The sequence below is a fragment of the Anabaena sp. EIM26 genome (assembly GCF_057568715.1).
Map to the genome: position 1 here is coordinate 4,622,896 of NZ_CM172472.1, position 18,806 is coordinate 4,641,701.

At 39.3% G+C, this 18,806-nt stretch carries 18 protein-coding genes; 9 read left to right on the forward strand and 9 right to left on the reverse strand.

The genetic code is table 11. The features are described 5' to 3' along the window. The first annotated feature begins 500 nt into the window (after window positions 1-500). A complete protein-coding gene (locus AC012T_RS19940) occupies window positions 501-3,182 on the forward strand; it encodes a hybrid sensor histidine kinase/response regulator (protein WP_487060464.1) in 2,682 nt (893 codons plus the stop codon). A 152-nt stretch (window positions 3,183-3,334) separates the two neighbouring features. Beyond that, window positions 3,335-4,537 (forward strand): serine/threonine protein kinase, encoded by a 1,203-nt coding sequence (locus tag AC012T_RS19945; RefSeq protein ID WP_487060465.1) that lies wholly within the window; start codon window positions 3,335-3,337, stop codon window positions 4,535-4,537. Window positions 4,538-4,595: 58 nt separating this feature from the next. On the opposite strand, the gene msrA is transcribed toward AC012T_RS19945, so the two are convergent. After that, window positions 4,596-5,261 carry a peptide-methionine (S)-S-oxide reductase MsrA gene (gene msrA / locus AC012T_RS19950; protein ID WP_487060466.1) on the reverse strand — a complete coding sequence of 222 codons (666 nt, stop codon included), beginning with the start codon at window positions 5,259-5,261 and terminating at the stop codon, window positions 4,596-4,598. A gap of 158 nt (window positions 5,262-5,419) precedes the next feature. Here msrA and AC012T_RS19955 point away from each other — a divergent pair, with 158 nt between their 5' ends. From AC012T_RS19955 to AC012T_RS19985, 7 genes are all read left to right on the forward strand, one after another. Further along, window positions 5,420-6,190, forward strand: coding sequence for an SDR family oxidoreductase (locus AC012T_RS19955; RefSeq protein ID WP_487066670.1), 771 nt, complete (start codon window positions 5,420-5,422; stop codon window positions 6,188-6,190). Window positions 6,191-6,796: 606 nt separating this feature from the next. Continuing rightward, window positions 6,797-7,192: a VOC family protein gene (locus tag AC012T_RS19960; protein WP_487060467.1), complete on the forward strand. Its 396-nt coding sequence runs from the start codon at window positions 6,797-6,799 to the stop codon at window positions 7,190-7,192. Window positions 7,193-7,357: 165 nt separating this feature from the next. Then, window positions 7,358-8,074: an SDR family oxidoreductase gene (locus AC012T_RS19965; protein WP_487060468.1), complete on the forward strand. Its 717-nt coding sequence runs from the start codon at window positions 7,358-7,360 to the stop codon at window positions 8,072-8,074. A 74-nt stretch (window positions 8,075-8,148) separates the two neighbouring features. Further along, window positions 8,149-8,748: a MiaE family protein gene (locus AC012T_RS19970; protein ID WP_487060469.1), complete on the forward strand. Its 600-nt coding sequence runs from the start codon at window positions 8,149-8,151 to the stop codon at window positions 8,746-8,748. Between the two features lie 203 nt (window positions 8,749-8,951). Further along, entirely contained in the window at window positions 8,952-10,196 is a 1,245-nt protein-coding gene (locus tag AC012T_RS19975; RefSeq protein WP_487060470.1) for a WD40 repeat domain-containing protein, read from the forward strand. Window positions 10,197-10,315: 119 nt separating this feature from the next. Continuing rightward, entirely contained in the window at window positions 10,316-10,669 is a 354-nt protein-coding gene (locus AC012T_RS19980; RefSeq protein ID WP_015215173.1) for a phage holin family protein, read from the forward strand. A gap of 62 nt (window positions 10,670-10,731) precedes the next feature. Continuing rightward, a complete protein-coding gene (locus AC012T_RS19985) occupies window positions 10,732-11,547 on the forward strand; it encodes a superoxide dismutase (protein ID WP_487060471.1) in 816 nt (271 codons plus the stop codon). A gap of 282 nt (window positions 11,548-11,829) precedes the next feature. Here AC012T_RS19985 and AC012T_RS19990 read toward each other — a convergent pair whose 3' ends face one another. The 8 genes from AC012T_RS19990 to AC012T_RS20025 form a co-directional block, all read right to left on the reverse strand. Then, window positions 11,830-12,297: a DUF29 domain-containing protein gene (locus AC012T_RS19990; protein ID WP_487060472.1), complete on the reverse strand. Its 468-nt coding sequence runs from the start codon at window positions 12,295-12,297 to the stop codon at window positions 11,830-11,832. Between the two features lie 57 nt (window positions 12,298-12,354). Then, entirely contained in the window at window positions 12,355-12,684 is a 330-nt protein-coding gene (locus tag AC012T_RS19995; protein ID WP_487060473.1) for a YnfA family protein, read from the reverse strand. Beyond that, entirely contained in the window at window positions 12,681-14,480 is a 1,800-nt protein-coding gene (locus AC012T_RS20000; protein WP_487060474.1) for an aspartate kinase, read from the reverse strand. Before AC012T_RS20000 ends, AC012T_RS19995 begins: the two co-directional genes overlap by 4 nt. Window positions 14,481-14,619: 139 nt before the next feature. Continuing rightward, complete coding sequence (gene pstB / locus AC012T_RS20005) at window positions 14,620-15,414, reverse strand: phosphate ABC transporter ATP-binding protein PstB (RefSeq protein WP_487060475.1); 795 nt, start codon at window positions 15,412-15,414, stop codon at window positions 14,620-14,622. Then, complete coding sequence (gene pstA / locus AC012T_RS20010; RefSeq protein WP_487060476.1) at window positions 15,408-16,331, reverse strand: phosphate ABC transporter permease PstA; 924 nt, start codon at window positions 16,329-16,331, stop codon at window positions 15,408-15,410. Before pstA ends, pstB begins: the two co-directional genes overlap by 7 nt. A 3-nt stretch (window positions 16,332-16,334) precedes the next feature. Continuing rightward, window positions 16,335-16,523 carry a hypothetical protein gene (locus AC012T_RS20015; protein WP_487060477.1) on the reverse strand — a complete coding sequence of 63 codons (189 nt, stop codon included), beginning with the start codon at window positions 16,521-16,523 and terminating at the stop codon, window positions 16,335-16,337. A 2-nt stretch (window positions 16,524-16,525) separates the two neighbouring features. Then, window positions 16,526-17,440, reverse strand: coding sequence for a phosphate ABC transporter permease subunit PstC (pstC, locus tag AC012T_RS20020; RefSeq protein ID WP_487060478.1), 915 nt, complete (start codon window positions 17,438-17,440; stop codon window positions 16,526-16,528). Between the two features lie 99 nt (window positions 17,441-17,539). Continuing rightward, entirely contained in the window at window positions 17,540-18,553 is a 1,014-nt protein-coding gene (locus tag AC012T_RS20025; protein ID WP_487060479.1) for a PstS family phosphate ABC transporter substrate-binding protein, read from the reverse strand. Between the last annotated feature and the right edge of the window lie 253 nt (window positions 18,554-18,806).

Genomic DNA, 18,806 nt, shown 5'->3' on the forward strand with positions numbered 1-18,806 from the left:
CGGCGGTTAGAAACCGCAACTACACAGGCAAAACCCACCTCCGTGGGTTAAAAACCAGTATTGTTTCTTAGTCCACGCAGGTGGACTTTGTTTGTGTAGCCGTGATTTATAATCGCCAGGACTTGTTTTGGGTAATCAGATCACTTGTGTGTACACCGTAGGGGGTAGGTTTTTTTACATAGAGATTTATAACTGTTCAAACATCCTCTTAAAAGGGATGAATTTGATTTATTTTTCCCATTTATCAAGGGAAGGAGGTATGAATACGACTTGATACTTTACATACAAGTTTTCAGCTATACTCCTATATTATCAACCAGCAACTTATATTACTATGTAAAGTTTTTTGCATTTAATTTTACTACTTTAGATAGATTCCTAACCAGCAAATGTACGCTGTGTATTCCTCTGTTGCATAATAAGTATGGAGTTATAACTTTGTGTTTAACTGATTTAAGGATAACTTCAAATAGCTCGTTAACCGCAAAGGAGATGCCAGATTGAAAGGAAGAGTTTCTTTAATATTCGAGTATATTGTAGCTATTATATCTGTTAGTATTGCTTTGCTACTAACAGCAGTGTTACATACAGTATTACAATCTGCTATTTTTATGCTATTTTATGTTGCCGTAGCAATGAGTACTTGGTATGGTGGTATCAAGCCAGGTATATTAGCTACTATTTTGTCTATTATAGCTGTCGCCTACTTTTTTATAGATCCCAAATTTTCATTTTATGTTGGTAATCAAGACAGTGCTATTAAGTTAGTTTTATTTTTGGTATCTACAATATTTATTAGCTGGTTAAATTCAGAATTACGTACTGCTAAACAGAATTTAAATAGGAGTGTTCAGCAACTTGCAGCTAGTGAATTAAAGTTTAGCCGATTGAAAGATGCTAATATCATTGGGGTGATTATATCTGAAATAAATGGCAGCATTTTGGAAGCAAATGATGCTTTTTTAAATATAATTGGTTATACCAAAGAAGATCTATTATCAGGAAAGATAAATTGGAGAGAAATAACACCTCCAGAATATCTAGAACAAAGCAAAAATATAATAATAGAACTAAAAAATAAAGGATTTTATCAGCCTTTTGAGAAAGAATATATCCGTAAAGATGGTAATCGTATTAGTATTCTCATGGGTTTAGCTTTATTAGAAAAAAATTCAGAACAAGTAATTGGATTTGTTGTAGATTTAAGTAAACGCAAACAGGTTGAGGATAACCTACGTCAAAAAGAAGAAGAATTACGCTTGATTACAAATACTTTGCCAGTGAATATTTCTTATGTTGATGCTCAACAGCGCTATCGTTTTAATAATAAAGCATATGAAGAATGGTTCGGTGTACCCACATCAGAAATTTATGGGCAGCACCTGCGAGAATTTTTAGGTGAATCAATTTATCAAGAAATTTATCCCTATTTAAAAACAGTTTTATCAGGAGAAAAAGTAAGTTATGAGACCCAACTATTTCATCAAGATCGTACACAACATGATGCCAGTATTACTTATATTCCTCAATTTAATCAGCAAGGTAAAGTTGAAGGATTTGTGGCTCTAATTAGAGATATTACAGAGCAAAAACAAGCACAAGCTGCCCTCAAACAAAGTGAAGAAAAATTTAGGAAACTGACAGAAAAAGTCCGAATAATTCCTTGGGAAGCAGATGCTGCGACGGGGAATTTTACTTATGTTGGTCCACAAACTGAAGATATTCTTGGTTATCCCTTGCATGATTGGTACAGCGACAATTTTTGGGCAGAACATATCCACCGAGAAGACCAAAAATGGGCAATTAACTATTGCTACCAATGCTCACAATCACTGGACAATTATGAATTTGAATATAGAATGTTAGCCGCAGATGGCAGAGTTGTCTGGTTGTATGACATTGTGAATGTGGTGCGGGGTGAAGATAGTCCAAAACAATTGCATGGGTTCATGATTGATATTACCGAACGCAAGCAAGCAGAACAAGAACGGGAACAATTACTAGAGCGAGAAAAAGCCGCTAGGGCTGAAGCTGAAACCGCTAACCGCATTAAAGATGAGTTTTTAGCCACACTCTCCCACGAACTCCGTACTCCTCTCAATGCCATTTTGGGGTGGATACAGCTACTCAGAAGCCGCAAGTTTGATGAGAACACTACTGTGAGGGGATTGGAAACAATTGACCGCAATAGCCATGCTTTAGCACAATTAATTGAAGATGTTTTGGATGTATCAAGAATTATTCGCGGCAAACTACAATTAAACCTGCGTCCGGTGGAACTTGTCCCAGTGGTGGAAACGGCTATTGATACTGTGCGTCCGGCCGCAGATGCTAAAGAAATTGAGATTGAGTCTGAATTTGATCCAGCAGTGGGGGTTGTGATGGGTGATGCCAACCGCTTGCAACAAATAGTATGGAATTTGCTCTGCAATGCTGTCAAGTTCACACCCAATAGGGGGAGAGTTAAGGTACAAATAGAGCGGATTAATTCCCGTGTGCAAATTCAAGTTACTGATACTGGTGGTGGCATTTCTGCCGACTTTTTGCCTCATGTATTTGAGCGTTTTTGCCAAGCTGATAGCTCAACTACGCGATCGCATGGTGGTTTAGGATTAGGATTAGCGATCGTCCGTCATTTGGTAGAATTACACGGCGGTACAGTTTCGGCAACAAGTCCAGGAATTGAACAGGGGGCAGCTTTCATCGTCAATCTACCCATGAAAGCCGTGGACATATCCAATACACCAGAACAGTTTTCACCGATAAAGAATAATAATTATGTGAATCACCAATTATCCATTCTGGAAGGTTTGCGAGTACTGATTGTTGATGATGAAGCAGACGCTCGGCATTTGCTGACCACAATTTTAGGACAATATGGCGCTCAAGTCATGGCTGTTAGTTCTGCACCTGAAGCAATCACAGCCTTACCAAAATTTCACCCAGATATATTAGTTAGTGATATTGGTATGCCCCATGAAGATGGCTATACACTAATTCGTAAAATTAGAACTCTTCCTAGTGATGAAGGCGGAAAAATTCCCGCAGTCGCGCTGACAGCTTATGCTAGAGCAGAAGACCGGACTCAAGCTTTATTAGCTGGATTCCAGTTACATATTCCTAAACCAGTAAATCCTACGGAGTTAGCAGCTGTAGTTGCTAATTTGGCTGGGAGAACTTGATAATTCAGGAGTTCGGAGGCAGGAGGCAGGAGGCAGGAGTTCGGAGTTTCTCCTAACTCCTAACTCAGGTTTCCTTTACCATTTTCTGATTTAATTGATTATCCTGAAATAGTAAGAAAATAAACTGAATGTAAATGGCCAGCAGGTGCTAGATGCTGCAAGTAGACCACATACTACAAGACCGCTATCAAATTGAACGTCAACTTGGTAATAATGGAATTCGTCAAACTTGGTTAGCTAAGGATTTACAAGCTGCGGATGGAAAAGATTCGTTAGTGGTAGTCAAACTCTTGGCTTTTGGCGGTGGTGTTCAGTGGGATGACCTGAAATTATTTGAACGGGAAGCACAGATTCTCAAACAGCTAAATCATGACCGCATTCCTCAGTATATTGATTATTTTTGTATTGATGATCGCAATCTCTGGTTTGGCTTAGTCCAAGAATATATTCCTGGAAAATCACTCAAAGAAAAACTTGCAGATGGTAACAGGTTTAGTGAAAAACAAACCTTGAAAATTGCCAATCAAATTCTGAAAATTCTTATTTATTTACATGAGTTAAATCCAGGGGTTTTACATCGGGATATTAAACCGAGTAATTTAATTTGGGGTGAAGATAATCAGATTTATTTAGTTGATTTTGGTGCAGTTCAAGATAAAGCTGCGAAAGAAGGTGTAACTTTTACTGTGGTGGGTACTTATGGTTATGCACCTATAGAACAATTCGGGGGTCGAGCAATTCCTGCATCAGATTTGTATGCTTTGGGAGCAACTTTAATTCATTTGTTAACAGGTCTTGCACCCGCCGATTTACCTCAAAAAGATTTACGTTTGCAATTTGCTGATCGAGTTAATATTAGTCCTAGTTTTGCCAGTTGGTTACAGAAGCTGACAGAACCATCACCAGAACAACGTTTTCCTGACGCTCGTCAAGCACTGGATGCTCTCAAATCAGGTCAAATTGTTAAAGTAGCAAAAAACAATCAAGTTTTAGAAAAAGAAGAATTTATCAATAATTCAGGATGTGGTGTATTTAATAGCTCAGAGGCAGTTCCAGAGGAAATTCTGGGTTGGAATTGGGGCGCATTTCTGATGCCTTGGTTTTGGATTTGGCCTAATTATGTTTGGTTGTATGGATTAGTTACTTTTATACCCTACCTTGGGTGGGTAATGGCGATCGCACTCGGAGCTAATGGTAATGCTTGGGCTTGGAAGAGTAGACGTTGGCGTAGCATTAAACAATTTAAAGAACATCAACGAGGTTGGGCGATCGCTGGGATGATGATTGGTGTACCTATGAGTATTCTATTTTGGGGTGGTGCGATCGCACTTCTCAAATCAATGTTAGGGATGTGACTCCCAATTTCAGGGCGTATGGCCATACGCCCCTTCTAGCCCATAACCGTTGCTATATCTAGCTTACTGGAGCTTCAGCAATACCCACAGGACAAGCAACATTAGTACCACCTAAACCACAATAACCACCTGGGTTTTTAGCTAAATATTGCTGATGATAGTTTTCAGCATAATAAAACTCAGGTGCATTTAAAATTTCCGTGGTAATCTGCCCATAACCTGCACCATTTAATGCTAGTTGATAAGCGTGCCGTGATGCTTCGGCTAGTTGTTTTTGAGCTTGAGAATATGTATAAATTCCCGAACGGTACTGAGTGCCAGAATCATTACCTTGACGCATCCCTTGGGTAGGGTTATGGCTTTCCCAAAATACCTTCAGCAGTTGAGAATAACTAACCACTTGAGGGTCAAAAACAACCAACACAACTTCATTATGACCAGTCATACCGCTGCACACTTCTTGATAGGTAGGATTGGGTGTGTAACCAGCCGCATAACCTACCGCAGTGGTGTAAACTCCTTCTAGTTGCCAAAACTTCCTTTCAGCACCCCAAAAACAGCCTAAACCAAACATTGCTGTTTCTAACCCTTCAGGAAAAGGAGGCTTGAGAGGATTACTGTTAACGTGGTGCTTTGCGGGTACAGGCATAGTTTCTGTTCTTCCTGGCAAAGCTTGCTCAGGTGTAGGCATACCTGACTTTTTACCAAATCCAAATATTCCCATTGATTTTGATGACTGTTAATTAAGCTTTCTCATTCATTGTAAATTATTGTAAATACTCTGGTGGCACGATGCATTTTTAATTTTTGGAGATGTCTGTTAAGGTGTCAAAATAACAAATGGGTGCAAAAACACGCCTCTACAAATATTCATCACTAAAAATGCTTTCTCTCACAAATCAAATTATCTTAATTACAGGTGCTAGTAGCGGAATTGGTGCAGCTTGCGCTCAAGTTTTTGCTTCCACAGGTGCAAAACTCATCTTAGCAGCGCGACGATGGGAACGGTTGCAAGAGTTAGCCCAGACTTTAAATCTGGCTGCTGACAAAATCCATTTATTGCAACTTGATGTGTGCAATCGCTCTTCAGTTGAGTCAGTTATCTCTAATTTACCCCCAGATTGGTCAAATATTGACATCTTAATCAACAATGCTGGTTTAAGTCGCGGTTTAGATAAGCTGCATGAAGGTGATGTTCAAGACTGGGAAGAAATGATTGATACTAATATTAAGGGTTTGCTTTATCTTACCTGCTTTGTTGTACCAGGAATGGTTGCCCGTGGTCGTGGTCATGTCATCAATTTAGGTTCTATAGCAGGACATCAAACTTACCCCGGTGGTAATGTTTATTGTGCTACGAAAGCCGCTGTTAAAGCCATTTCTGAAGGTTTAAAACAAGACTTGTTAGGAACTCCAGTGCGGGTGACTTCTGTTGACCCTGGCATGGTAGACACAGAATTTAGTCAAGTCCGATTTCATGGTGATACAGAACGGGCTAAAAAGGTTTATGCAGGTCTGACTCCCCTGACTCCTGATGATGTAGCTGATGTCATATTTTTCTGTGCTACTAGACCTACTCGTGTCAATATTAACGAAGTGATATTAATGCCAGTTGACCAAGCTAGTGCAACTCTAGTAAATCGACGCACTTAAACAAAAGGCAAGATTTCTGGAGTCAGGAGTTAGAATAATTGGTGACATAAGTAGACTAAAAGTAATATTTATAACTGTCATTCGCAGGTTTAAAAGTCTGCGATTTTTTATGGAAAATCCAGTCAACTCGTAGTCATTTCGAGTATGATTAATTCAGGTAGGCAGCAAAAAATAGTTTTAGGGACTTCCAAAGAAAAAAATATATAAGTAGGGTTTGCTGAAAAAGTTATCTGTGTTCGCGCAGCGTGACGTAAGTCATGGGCTAGGAGTCAGGAGGAAGAATTAGAAGAAGAGAAGAATAGTCTTGAATCTGCTCAAGTGATAGGTAAATGAACAGTTTCAACGCTTATTCCTTGCACCTGATTCACTTTTTTAACCTTCAAACTCTTGATATATCTAGGTTTTTGGTTTATTCAGCAAGCCCTAAGTATTTCTTGTGGTGCGGGCATCTTGCCCGCAAATTATCAAGGGCAGTTAGGACTTGTACTGAACTTGTTGAAGTATGCCTACCCCACAAGATGAGATCATTTATTTTCTGGAAGTCCCTTATGAGCAAATTTCATCTCTGAGATAGATAAATTTGTTTACTAACAAAGGTACATTGATATGAATTTTATACGCTTTGAACATATCAACATTTCTTGCCAAAATATCGAAGTATCTAGCAAGTTTTACCAAACTCTATTTCCTGATTGGTATATTAGGGCTGAAGGTGTATTTGATGGTCGTCATTGGCTACATTTAGGCAACAATGAATTTTATCTAGCACTGAATGAAACTCCTGACCAAAAGCGGGTACATCAAATATATGAAAATATTGGGATTAATCACGTTGGTTTTGTGATTAAAGATGGTGAAGCAATGAAAAACTTACTAGAAAAAGAAGGTATCGAATATTATACAATGACAGCCGCAGAAACCAAACACAGAATATATGTCAATGACCCAGATGATAATGAAATTGAGTTAGTTGAATATCAAGCAGATTATACACTAAAATAATTAAAATCAGGACTTACTCAACTGGCACATTCATAAGGTGCGTCAGACTGCATAAATCTAGTAAAAAAACAGATTTTTGACATCTGACGCACCCTACAATAGATTTTTAGTGTGGCACTTAAAAAAGTCATAAAAATGTAATAACTGAAAACGGGATTAAATAAAATGAATACCAGAAATAAAATTGCAGTAGTTACAGGTGGAAACCGTGGTTTAGGATTTGAAGCTTCTCGACAATTAGCAAAACAAGGATATCAGGTAATTCTCACTAGTCGAGATGCAATCAAAGGAGAAAAAGCAGCACTTCAGTTACAAAATGAAGGCTTAAATGTGAACTTTCATTCTCTAGATGTGACTAGTGGAGAAAGTGTTGATAAATTAGCTGAATTTCTCAAACAGCAGTTTGGCAAAGTCGATATTTTAATCAATAATGCGGGTATATATATTGATGGAAAAGGTGACGAGAATACTATTGTCAATGTTAAAATAGAAACTTTGCAGCAAACATTAGACACAAATTTATTTGGTGCTTTAAAATTAACTCAAGCATTAATTCCCTTGATGAAAAAACAGAACTATGGTCGTATTGTCAATGTTTCTTCGGGAATGGGACAATTAATTGATATGGGAGGTGGTTCTCCAGGATATCGTATTTCTAAGACTGCTTTAAATGCAGTAACACGGATTTTTGCTAGTGAATTGGCAAATACAAATATTTTAATTAATTCCGTTTGTCCTGGTTGGGTAAAAACAGATATGGGAGGTTCAGAAGCACCACGTACCCTAGAACAAGGAGTTGATACTATTGTTTGGTTAGCGACTCTCCCAGATAGCAGTGCTACGGGTGGATTTTTCCGAGATCGTCAACAAATTGATTGGTAAGAGAGGAGCAGAACGATTAAAATCAATTTGCTGGGATACTCAGCGAAAGTGTTAAATATGGAGTTTTTCGTTCTGTGCTTAGTTCTCCGTTACCAACTATCAATGCTCTCAAACAACCTACCAGTGATGCTTGGGTAGAGCAAGCGATCGCTAATTTGGATATTATTTTACTCGATCACTCCCACTGTGAGCGCAAAGCAGCGGGTGTAGCCTTAAATTTTATGTTTCGTTACCCCTCTAATACTAAAATGGTGAGGGAGCTAACTGCGATCGCACGAGAAGAGCTAGAACACTTTGAGCTAGTTAACCAATGGTTAGAACGTCGCCACATCCCTCTAGCACCTCTATCAGCACCTCCCTACGGTGCAAGTTTAAAAGCACAAGTCAGAAAAAAAGAACCAGAGCAGTTTTTAGATAATTTATTAGTCACTGGTTTAATTGAAGCACGTAGTCACGAACGTTTAGGACTTTTAGCCGCAAACTGTCCAGAACCAGAATTGGCTAAATTTTATCGTGGGTTAATGGCATCAGAAGCACGACATTTTGGGACGTATTGGGTTTTAGCAGATACTTATTTTGACCGAGAAAAGGTTATGCAACGACTGGATGAATTAGCAATTGCGGAAAGCGAAATATTAGCAACTTTACACCCAGAACCGAGAATTCATAGTTAAATCCATTATATTATACTGGATTCACTATAGACATTTTATGATTAAAAATGAATTTTGAAAGACAGAGCTTGTCTGCTTCTCCTATTATAGCAATTTCCAAGCTCATGAAATACACCCCACCCGCGCTGTCGCGCACCCTCCGCTTACCAAGGGGAGGGTTGGGGAGGGGTAATTTTGTATCTAACTAGAGTGGGAAAGGCTATATGACTCAGCGAGAATTAGAAAAAATTTGCTGTCGATTACAAAGCAATTCTACAAAAGAAAAAGTAGATGCTCTTTTAGATGCCTTTGAGTATGGAAAGGCAGGTATTGAGTTAATAATTCAGGCATTAAATGACCACACTAGAGAAGTGCGGCAATCAGCTTTTTTGCTGTTATCTGATTGCCATGAGGATATTGCTAGGCAAGGTATATGGAACTATCTCCCATTTAGAAAAATCCAATGCTTACATACATTAACAAATTTTGATTTTAATTCAAATTACTCTAACTTAAAACAACGTCATCCAGATTATTTGGCAATTGCAGATGACAACAACACTCTAATTTGCTATTGGGATTTAGATTATAAGTATTCTTTTGTTAATGTATGGGATTTAAAAACAGGGCAGCAAAGAAGAAATTTGGAGTTAGGCACTGCTCATGAATTTAGGTTAGGTCAAAATGGGAAGGTATCAGTCATCAGTTTTCAAGACTTAGTTTGGGTATTAGATACAGAGACACACAAGTTAATTAATGATGATTGTCCCGATTATTTTATTCGTACTATAATACCTAATCCTCACTACTGTTTCACTGCTTGCCCAACGCAAAATCCCTTCCTGGCAATTGGCTCTACAGTCGGTAGAAACGGAGAAGTTGAAGTTTGGAATTATGAAACTCGCACTCGTCATTTTCATTATCAATTTCAAGATTTCGCTTTAATTACTCAATGGCCATCATGGAACACCTCAGAAATTCAGAATTTACTTAATTCTGTTTCCCCGCTTTTATTTACCCCAGATGGTGAATTTCTAGTCGCACGTTTCCAGCAGCAAAAATACTGTATGTTACAAATCTGGAACCTTGAGACAGGAAATCTTGTTCAGCAGTTAGAAAATCTTCCTGCTTTAACAGTGCATTCACTTGCAATTGGTTCTGATGGGCAAGTCTTAGCTTGCGGGATACGAGAAAATCGGGTGTGCGTTTGGGAATTGTTGAGCGATCGCATCATTTATACTTTTTCAGGAACCGCACCCTGCCTCATGAGTTTTAATGGTCGAATTTTAATTTACTGCACAGATAATAACGAAATAGTCATTTGGGATTTAGCTTTAAACAGTCAACTATGTACATTACAGGGGCATACCGCACCCATTGGTTATATTGCTATGAGCAATGATTATGAATTCATTACCAGCTACAGTATTGACAGATCAATTAAAATTTGGGGATTGGTGGGAGAGTAACAAAATGTGAGAAAAGCTCTTCTCCCAGAGCTTCCCCTGCGCCAATATTGTACTTAATATAGATGTAATTTTTCACTAGATAGCTAATCATAGTGAAAAAAGCAGAGGAATGATTATTTATGACAGGACTTATTCTTACCTGGCTAGTTACTGCTGTGAGTTTTTTGATTATTTCTAGATTGCCATTTTTGGGTATTGAAATAGATAATTTTGGTAAAGCGGCAATTTCTGCCATAGTTTTTGGAATTTTAAATGCTATTTTGTTGCCCATTCTTACCTTCTTTACCTTACCATTAATTATTCTCACCATTGGCTTATTCTTTTTTATTTTGAATGCCATTATATTTGCTTTGGCAGCTGCAATAGTACCAGGTTTTAGTTTAAGGTATGGCTTCTGGAGTGCTTTACTAGGTTCAATTACTCTCTCAATTATCAACTCAATTTTATTAAGACTTGTAGCATCAATTACATGAATAAAAAATAGCAATTTTAGTAAGTTGACTCTAGTTAATTATCTGTAGGAAAAAAATACATCATGAAAATATTATTGTTACAACGAGTCATTGGATTTTGTACAGGAATTTTACTAGTATTTACCCTATTTGCTTGTCAACCGCAACAGGTGGCAGAGTCCTTATCCTTAGCAACTCCTATGGCAGCACCGATACAAACAACAACACTAGTAACTGATGCACGCCCCATAGGTTATCTTGATCGTCAACTGAGTGCAAATCCTGCCGAGTTACCACCATTACCTTATGCTGATAACGCATTAGAAAAAGCCATTGATGCAGAAACAATGAAACTGCACCATGACAAACATCATGCAGCTTATGTAAATAACCTCAATAATGCTTTAAAAACTCAACCGAATCTGCAAAATCAAAGTGTAGAAGCATTACTGCATGATTTAAATAATGTTCCTGAAAATATTCGGGAAACGGTACGTAACAATGGGGGTGGTCATCTCAACCATACAATTTTTTGGCAAATTATGAGTCCTCAAGGTGGTGGACAGCCAACAGGAGAAATTGCCCAAGAGATTAATCAAACCTTTGGTAGTTTTGAGGAATTTAGAAACCAGTTTAATCAAGCGGGAAGCGATCGCTTTGGTAGCGGTTGGGTGTGGTTAGTACGAAACCCTCAAGGACAATTACAAATTACCACTACACCAAATCAAGATAGCCCTATCATGCAAGGATCGTACCCGATTATGGGTAATGATGTCTGGGAACACGCTTATTACCTGAGATATCAAAATCGCCGTGCTGACTATTTAAATAACTGGTGGAATGTAGTCAACTGGCCGGAGATTAACAAACGCGCCCAAGCTTCACGCCAACAAGCTTAGAACAGGGGGAATATGAGAAGTTTGCTGTCAGCCCAACGCTAAAATAACCTGCGGAATGTGGGTTTTAACGCTTTTAAACTATTAGGACTTACGCAAGATGTGGCTGAAAACATTATTATTACGTAGGGGTAATTCATGAATTACCCCTACTTCCGTTCTGTTTTGCGTAAGTCCTGACTATAAAGATTTTCAGAAATTTAATTGCTTCTGATTTATTTTGAAAGATGGCATGGATTAAGTTACTGATGTGAACCCAATAAAATCATCACTTGAACTTGAAACTTACTCAGGTAGAAAATCATCATCCATTATATTTGCTAAACTATATGGACATTCTGGAGGAAATATTTCTTTTGGTAAGCAAGTTTCAGCTTTTGCTTGTTTAACTGCTTCTGGATAAGATTCTGCAAAGATACTTTCTAAGTATGACAGCAGACTAGGAGATTCTTTGATGGCTTTATTAACACGACGACGATGTTCAATAATACTTCTTTCCCAGCTACCACTTCTTTTTTCTGATTGAAATTGCCATTTTAGTAAATGCAATAAAATCACAATTAAATTACTTTCTAAACTTCTTTTTTCACTCCTACCCATGTCTTCAATTTCTTCAATTAAATTACCCCAATCGACAGTAGAATAGTTTTGATTTCGCAGTTTTTCTACAGTATTTTCTATCCATTTTAGATAGTCTACATCGTAAAGAGGTTGAGAAGTTTGATTGAGGGAAGATAGATTTGTTTCTATCATAAAATTAGCCTCCATATATGGATATTTTTGAAACAAATAATATCATTTTAGATAATTTTACCGATGTGAACCAAACAAAATTACCACCGTTCCCAAGAGAGAAATTGTCACTCCTAACAAATCCCATCTATCCGGTTTTATACCTTCAACTAACCACAACCAAAAGAAAGATAAAAGTATATAAATTCCCCCATAAGCAGCATATACTCTACCGGCATGATCAGCATCTACTTTAGTTAGGGCAATGGCAAAGATAATTAAAGCGCAAATTCCGGGAATTATCCAAAAGATGCTTTTTCCTAATCTTAACCATGCCCAAAAACTGAAACATCCTGAAATTTCTCCCAGTGCGGCAATTAAGAGAAAGACAAGGTTTGGTATTTTCACGCTGGAACTACAAATTTTTCACTACCAGCTAAATCAAAGGCTGCATGAATAACTTGCAAAGCTTTCACACCTTCATCTTGTCCCACAACACAACTGATTTTAATTTCTGAAGTCGCAATCATTTGGATGTTAATTTTATTTTCAGCTAAAGCTGTAAACATTTTTGCGGCTATTCCTGGTTGTCCTACCATTCCCGAACCAACTATACTCACCTTTGCGATCGCATTATCCAAGACTACCTCACCCCATCCTAACTCATCTGCCACTTGGGTTAATTTTTGTTGGGCGTTTTCGGCATCCATTCTCGCCACGGTAAAGGCAATATCCCGACAGGTGACACCATCAACCACACGACAGCGTTGTGATTGAATAATCATATCAACGCTGATGTTATGTTCTGCCAATAGTCCAAACAATTTCGCTGCCATACCTGGTTTGTTGGGAACTTGACGAATTGCCAAACGTGCCTGATTCATATCTAAAGCGACACCACGAACGGCAGTAGCATGGGTAGCTGGGGATGTAGGACTGGCAGGAGAAGCAGTGATTTCAAAGGCTTTACATAGGGCAATGATAGCGCGATCGCAATCTGCCGCATCTATCAAGCAACTTACCTTCACTTCACTGGTAGAAATCATTTGAATATTTACCCCTGCTGCGGCTAATGTAGCGAACATCTTCGCAGCCACACCGGGACGGCCAATCATTCCTGCCCCGGCAATACTGACTTTTGCAGTATCTTTTTCGACAATTACTTCTGCTTCGTCTGAGTTTGGTTGATTTCTTAATGCTGGGGCAATAGCGGCTGCAACTGCTTCGGCTCGTTTTAATATTGGTGTATTTACAGTAAAGGCAATGTCATTAGTATTACCTTCATGAATCGACTGAATAATCAAATCGACATCAACATTTTGACGGGAAATTTCCCCAAATAATCGGGCAGCTACCCCTGGTTTATCGGGGACACGCAACAAAGATACCTTAGCCTGATCACTATCAAATTCTACAGCATCTACAGGACGAGCTAATTCTAAATTAACTAACGCCCGTTCTTGAGTTCTCCGGTTTGTCACCCAAGTTCCCGGCTGTTCAGTCCAACTTGAGCGTACCACCAACGGCACACCATAATTGCGGGCAATTTCCACAGCACGGGGATGCAACACCTTAGCCCCTAAACTGGCCAATTCCAGCATTTCATCACAGGTGATTTCTGTCAGCAACTGGGCTTCGGGAACAATCCGGGGATCTGTAGTTAATATCCCTGGCACATCTGTATAAATTTCACAAAAATCTGCACCCAATGCGGCTGCTAAAGCCACCGCAGAAGTATCAGAACCACCACGCCCCAAAGTAGTAATTTCCATTTCTGTGGTGTTAGATATGCCTTGAAACCCGGCAACAACAACCACTTTACCTGCTTTAATTTGTCTTTGCAAGCGATCGGTTTCAATATGTAAAATCCGGGCGCGGGTATGTTCAGCTTCGGTAACAATTCCTACTTGAGCGCCAGTCATGGAAATTGCGGATTGTCCGATTTCCTGCAATGCCATACTCAGTAAAGCAATAGTAACTTGCTCCCCGGTAGAAAGCAGCATATCCATTTCCCGACGGTTAGGACTTTTAGAAATACCATTAGCTAATTTCACCAGTCCGTCAGTAGTTTTCCCCATTGCGGAAACCACGACAACAACAGAGTTGCCAGCTTTGACAGTTTTATCAACCCGCTGGGCAACAGCTTGAATGCGTTCGACTGAACCAACAGATGAACCACCGTATTTTTGAACTATGAGCGCCATAACTTTACATTTAATCAATTATGCTTACTTTGGCCAACACCTCCACCGGGAAGCCTTGAGGCCTGATCAGTCATTTAGATTAAATTAACAGAAACAGCGATCGCACAAACCAGGATTTATAATTTTGAGTTAGTAATTTTTAACCAAAACGACCATTTACATAGTCAGCAGTTTTTTCATGGACTGGGTGATTAAAAATGACCTCAGTTTTACCAAACTCCACCAATTCGCCCAAATACATAAATGCCGTATAGTCAGATACACGACTAGCTTGTTGCATATTGTGAGTAACAATCAAAATTGTCACTGTTTGTTTAAGTTCAGCAATTAGGTCTTCAATACTAGCAGTAGCTATAGGGTCTAGCGCAGAAGTTGGTTCATCAAATAGAATAATCTCAGGGTCAGTAGCCAAAGCACGAGCAATACATAAACGCTGCTGTTGACCCCCAGAAAGATTAAAAGCTAAATCATGTAATCTATCCTTGACTTCATTCCACAAAGCTGAACTACGTAAAGCTTTCTCTACCTTCTCATCAATAACTGCACGTCTCGATTCACCTCTTACCCGCAAACCATAAGCCACATTTTCATAAATCGACTTCGGAAAAGGATTAGGTCTTTGAAAGACCATACTAATCCGCATCCGTACCTCAATCGGGTCAATTTTCTTACCAAGCAAATTAATCCCATCTGGTTCTAAAGCAATTTCCCCTTGATAGCGATTTCCTGGATATAAATCGTGCATTCGATTGAAACAACGTAACAAAGTAGTTTTGCCACATCCAGAAGGGCCAATCATCGCTGTGACTTGTTTTTCACCTACGGACATATTAATGTCTTTCAAAGCATGAACATTGCCACCATAGTAGAAATTGAGGTAATTAACAGCAGCTTTGATTGGTCTTTTGAGAGTTGAAGATTTAGTTTCTACCATTTGATTGTTTTGCGTAAACGATAGCGGATATACATAGCTACAGAGTTCATAGCCAAAGTAATGACAATGAGGACAACACCAGCGGTAGCTGCATTTATTTGAAAGTCAGCCTGGGGACGAGATATCCAATCGAACATCTGTATGGGCATAACTGTGAATGGGGCCAGTAACCAAGAAAAAGAAATATAAGGAAACTGCCCTGTAAATGGCGGTTCTGGTAAAAAGGCAATGAATGTCAGCGCCCCAATGGTAATTAGAGGTGCAGTTTCCCCAATAGCCCGCGCCATAGCCACAATAATCCCAGTGATAATTGTACCTGTTGAGTAAGGTAGAACATGATCCCAAATCATTTGCCACTTGGAAGCCCCTGCTGCATAGGCAGCTTCACGGATACTATTGGGGATAGCCCGCAAAGCCTCACGGGTGGAAACAATCACCACGGGTAAAACTAATAATGCCAAGGTTAACCCAGCAGTTACAACACTTTGACCAAGATTTAATCCGTAGACAAACACTCCCAAAGCCAGAAGTCCGTAAATAATTGAGGGAACACCGGCTAGGTTGGTGACGTTAATTTCAATTAAATCAGAAATCCAGTTTTTTCGGGCGTATTCTTCTAAGTAAATCCCCGATGCTATACCGACGGGAATCGCTACAAATGCAGTTACCGACATTACCAATAGTGTTCCCACCCAAGCAGAAAGAATCCCCGCTTCTTCCGACTTACGACTAGGAAACGAAGTCAAAAATTGCCAGGAAAGACGCGGTAAACCATCACTAGCCAAATCAAATAACAACGCCACTAGTGTGGCAATACCAACCAGCATCGACAAAAGGCCAATGATGTTGAAAATATATTCTGACCGCTTATTACGGGCAATAGTCTTGCGGACTTGTTGAATATTCAGAGTTGTCATCTTTTAATAAATTAAATCTTCTAGTTGTAATGGGTAATGGGTAATGGGTGATTGGTAATTAATTCTTTCTTCTCCTGAACTCCTAACTCCTGACTCCTGACTCCTGACTCCTGAACTCCTGCCTCCTGACTCCTGACTCCTGACTCCTGCCTCCTGAACTCCGAACTCCGAACTCCTGCCTCCTGCCTCCACTCCTAATAAATTTCCCGATAACGCTTGGTGAGGAAATGACCGATGATGTTGAAAACTAAAGTCATCAGCACTAGAGTGAGTCCGACTGCAAAGATAGTTTCGTATTCTAGGCTGCCATGAGGTAAGTCACCAAGACTGACGGAGACAATATAGGCTGTCATTGTCGCGGCTGGTTCTAATGGGTTGAGGGTGAGGTTAGGTTGTCCACCGGCTGCGATCGCAACTACCATTGTCTCACCAGCTGCACGAGATATACCCAAAATGTAAGCTGCTATTATTCCAGAAATAGCTGCTGGTAACACCACTCTTAATGCTGTCTGTAAGCGGGTAGCCCCGGTGGCATAAGAACCCTCACGCAGATGAGTGGGAACCGCACGCATGGCATCTTCACTCAGGGAACTAACGTAAGGAATGATCATCACACCTATGACTAAACCTGCACTCAACATACTAAAACCAGGCAAAGTCGGCAGAATTTTTTGCAATAAAGGTGTGACGAATAACAATGCAAAATAACCATAAACTACCGTAGGAATCCCCGCTAGTAGTTCTAAAGCTGGTTTCACGATTTCTCTGACTATGGGGGGAGCAAATTCGCTGAGATAAATAGCAATAATTGTACCTAGTGGTATAGCGACGAATAAGGCTACTACTGTAGTGACAAAAGTTCCTGAAACCAGTGGCCAAATACCATAATGTTTGTCATCAAATAATGGTGTCCACTGGGTATCTGTCAAAAATTCCCATAAAGATACTTTCTGGAAAAATAGTATGGATTCGTAAAGTAAGATACCGATAATTGCTACTGTAGTTGCGACTGAGGAAAGTGCAGCTAAAAACAAGATAGACTCAATTGCCCGTTCTCGTAAATCTCGCGTTAGCTTTGGCGAAAACTGATTTTGTTTGGCATTGTTCATGCTAGAGATGCAGGTTGTATAATGACTTTAAATGAACAAAGAGAGGCATAACACCTCCCTTTAGTAAATTGTGAGGAAGTTCAAATTTCCGAACTAAGCTTATTCTTTAGCGTCACGACGTATTAATTCGTCAATCTTCAGTCCAACTGCTTCTTTACCACCAAATATGCTACCAAATCTCTTTTTATTGAAATGACCTTGAGCAGTGGTGTAAGCTGAACCTGGCAAAGCTACATATTTTACTTCTTTCACTAACTTAGGTGCATTCCGCAAGTAAAATTGTACAAATTGCTTCACTTCTGGTTTATCAGCAGCTTTGTTACTCACATAGATAAATATAGGGCGAGACAAGGGGTTATAAGTACCATTTTTTACGGTTGTTTCCGACGGTGCTACACCATTAACAGCGACTGACTTGAGTTTATCCTTGTTTTCTGAGTAGTAGGCAAAACCAAAGTAGCCCATAGCGTTCTTATCGCGGGCAACACCTTGTACAAGTACGTTGTCGTCTTCACTAGCGGTAAAATCACCACGGCTAGATTTAGATTTACCAACAATGGCTTCAGTGAAATAGTCAAAAGTACCAGAGTTAGTACCAGCACCAAACAACTTCAAAGGTGCATTAGGAAACCCAGCACGTACTTGATTCCAGTTATTAATTTTGCCCTGTGCGCCTGGTTCCCAAATTTTCTTGAGTTCAGCAACTGTGAGGTTTTTAGCCCAAGTGTTACCTGGATTAACCACTACTGTTAAAGCATCATAAGCTACTGGTATTTCAATGTAGCGAATACCAGCTTTTTTACATTCATCAATTTCTTTTTGGAGAATGGGACGGGAAGCATTAGAGATATCTGTTTCACCACGACAGAATTTTTTAAAGCCACCACCAGTACCAGAGACACCAACGGTAACTCTAATTTTACCTCTTTGAGATTTTTGGAATTCTTCTGCTACTGCTTCGGTAACGGGGAAAACGGTGCTGGAACCATCAATCTTAATGGTGCTAACACTTTGAGACTGAACCGCAGACATTGACACACCCAAGGTGGCGGTCATTAATGAAATTACACCTAATGCTTTCAAGCTGTTAAGCTTAAGATTAACTCTGTTCACAGGAACACTCCTAAATTTATCCGACTTAATATTTCCGCTCAATCACTCCAAAAGAACAACAGTTCTATTTAGTGACAAAGCAGTGAAAATTCATACGTACAATGTATAAAGTCACACGATAAGGTAATCTAGCAATTAACTTTTGGTTAGACAGAGGTTAATTTTTAATGAATATTCTGCAAAGTCCATTAGACATAGGAGTGAAAAAGATTGTAGAGACGTTTCATGGAACATCTCTACATGATTAGGACTT

Bases quoted from the DNA above. Each gene is read 5' to 3' on its own strand.
- AC012T_RS19945 (WP_487060465.1), top strand. From the start codon at position 3,335: ATGCTGCAAGTAGACCACATACTACAAGACCGCTATCAAATTGAACGT.
- msrA (WP_487060466.1), bottom strand. From the start codon at position 5,261: ATGGGAATATTTGGATTTGGTAAAAAGTCAGGTATGCCTACACCTGAG.
- AC012T_RS19955 (WP_487066670.1), top strand. From the start codon at position 5,420: ATGCTTTCTCTCACAAATCAAATTATCTTAATTACAGGTGCTAGTAGC.
- AC012T_RS19960 (WP_487060467.1), top strand. From the start codon at position 6,797: ATGAATTTTATACGCTTTGAACATATCAACATTTCTTGCCAAAATATC.
- AC012T_RS19965 (WP_487060468.1), top strand. From the start codon at position 7,358: ATGAATACCAGAAATAAAATTGCAGTAGTTACAGGTGGAAACCGTGGT.
- AC012T_RS19975 (WP_487060470.1), top strand. From the start codon at position 8,952: ATGACTCAGCGAGAATTAGAAAAAATTTGCTGTCGATTACAAAGCAAT.
- AC012T_RS19980 (WP_015215173.1), top strand. From the start codon at position 10,316: ATGACAGGACTTATTCTTACCTGGCTAGTTACTGCTGTGAGTTTTTTG.
- AC012T_RS19985 (WP_487060471.1), top strand. From the start codon at position 10,732: ATGAAAATATTATTGTTACAACGAGTCATTGGATTTTGTACAGGAATT.
- AC012T_RS19990 (WP_487060472.1), bottom strand. From the start codon at position 12,297: ATGATAGAAACAAATCTATCTTCCCTCAATCAAACTTCTCAACCTCTT.
- AC012T_RS20000 (WP_487060474.1), bottom strand. From the start codon at position 14,480: ATGGCGCTCATAGTTCAAAAATACGGTGGTTCATCTGTTGGTTCAGTC.
- pstB (WP_487060475.1), bottom strand. From the start codon at position 15,414: ATGGTAGAAACTAAATCTTCAACTCTCAAAAGACCAATCAAAGCTGCT.
- pstA (WP_487060476.1), bottom strand. From the start codon at position 16,331: ATGACAACTCTGAATATTCAACAAGTCCGCAAGACTATTGCCCGTAAT.
- pstC (WP_487060478.1), bottom strand. From the start codon at position 17,440: ATGAACAATGCCAAACAAAATCAGTTTTCGCCAAAGCTAACGCGAGAT.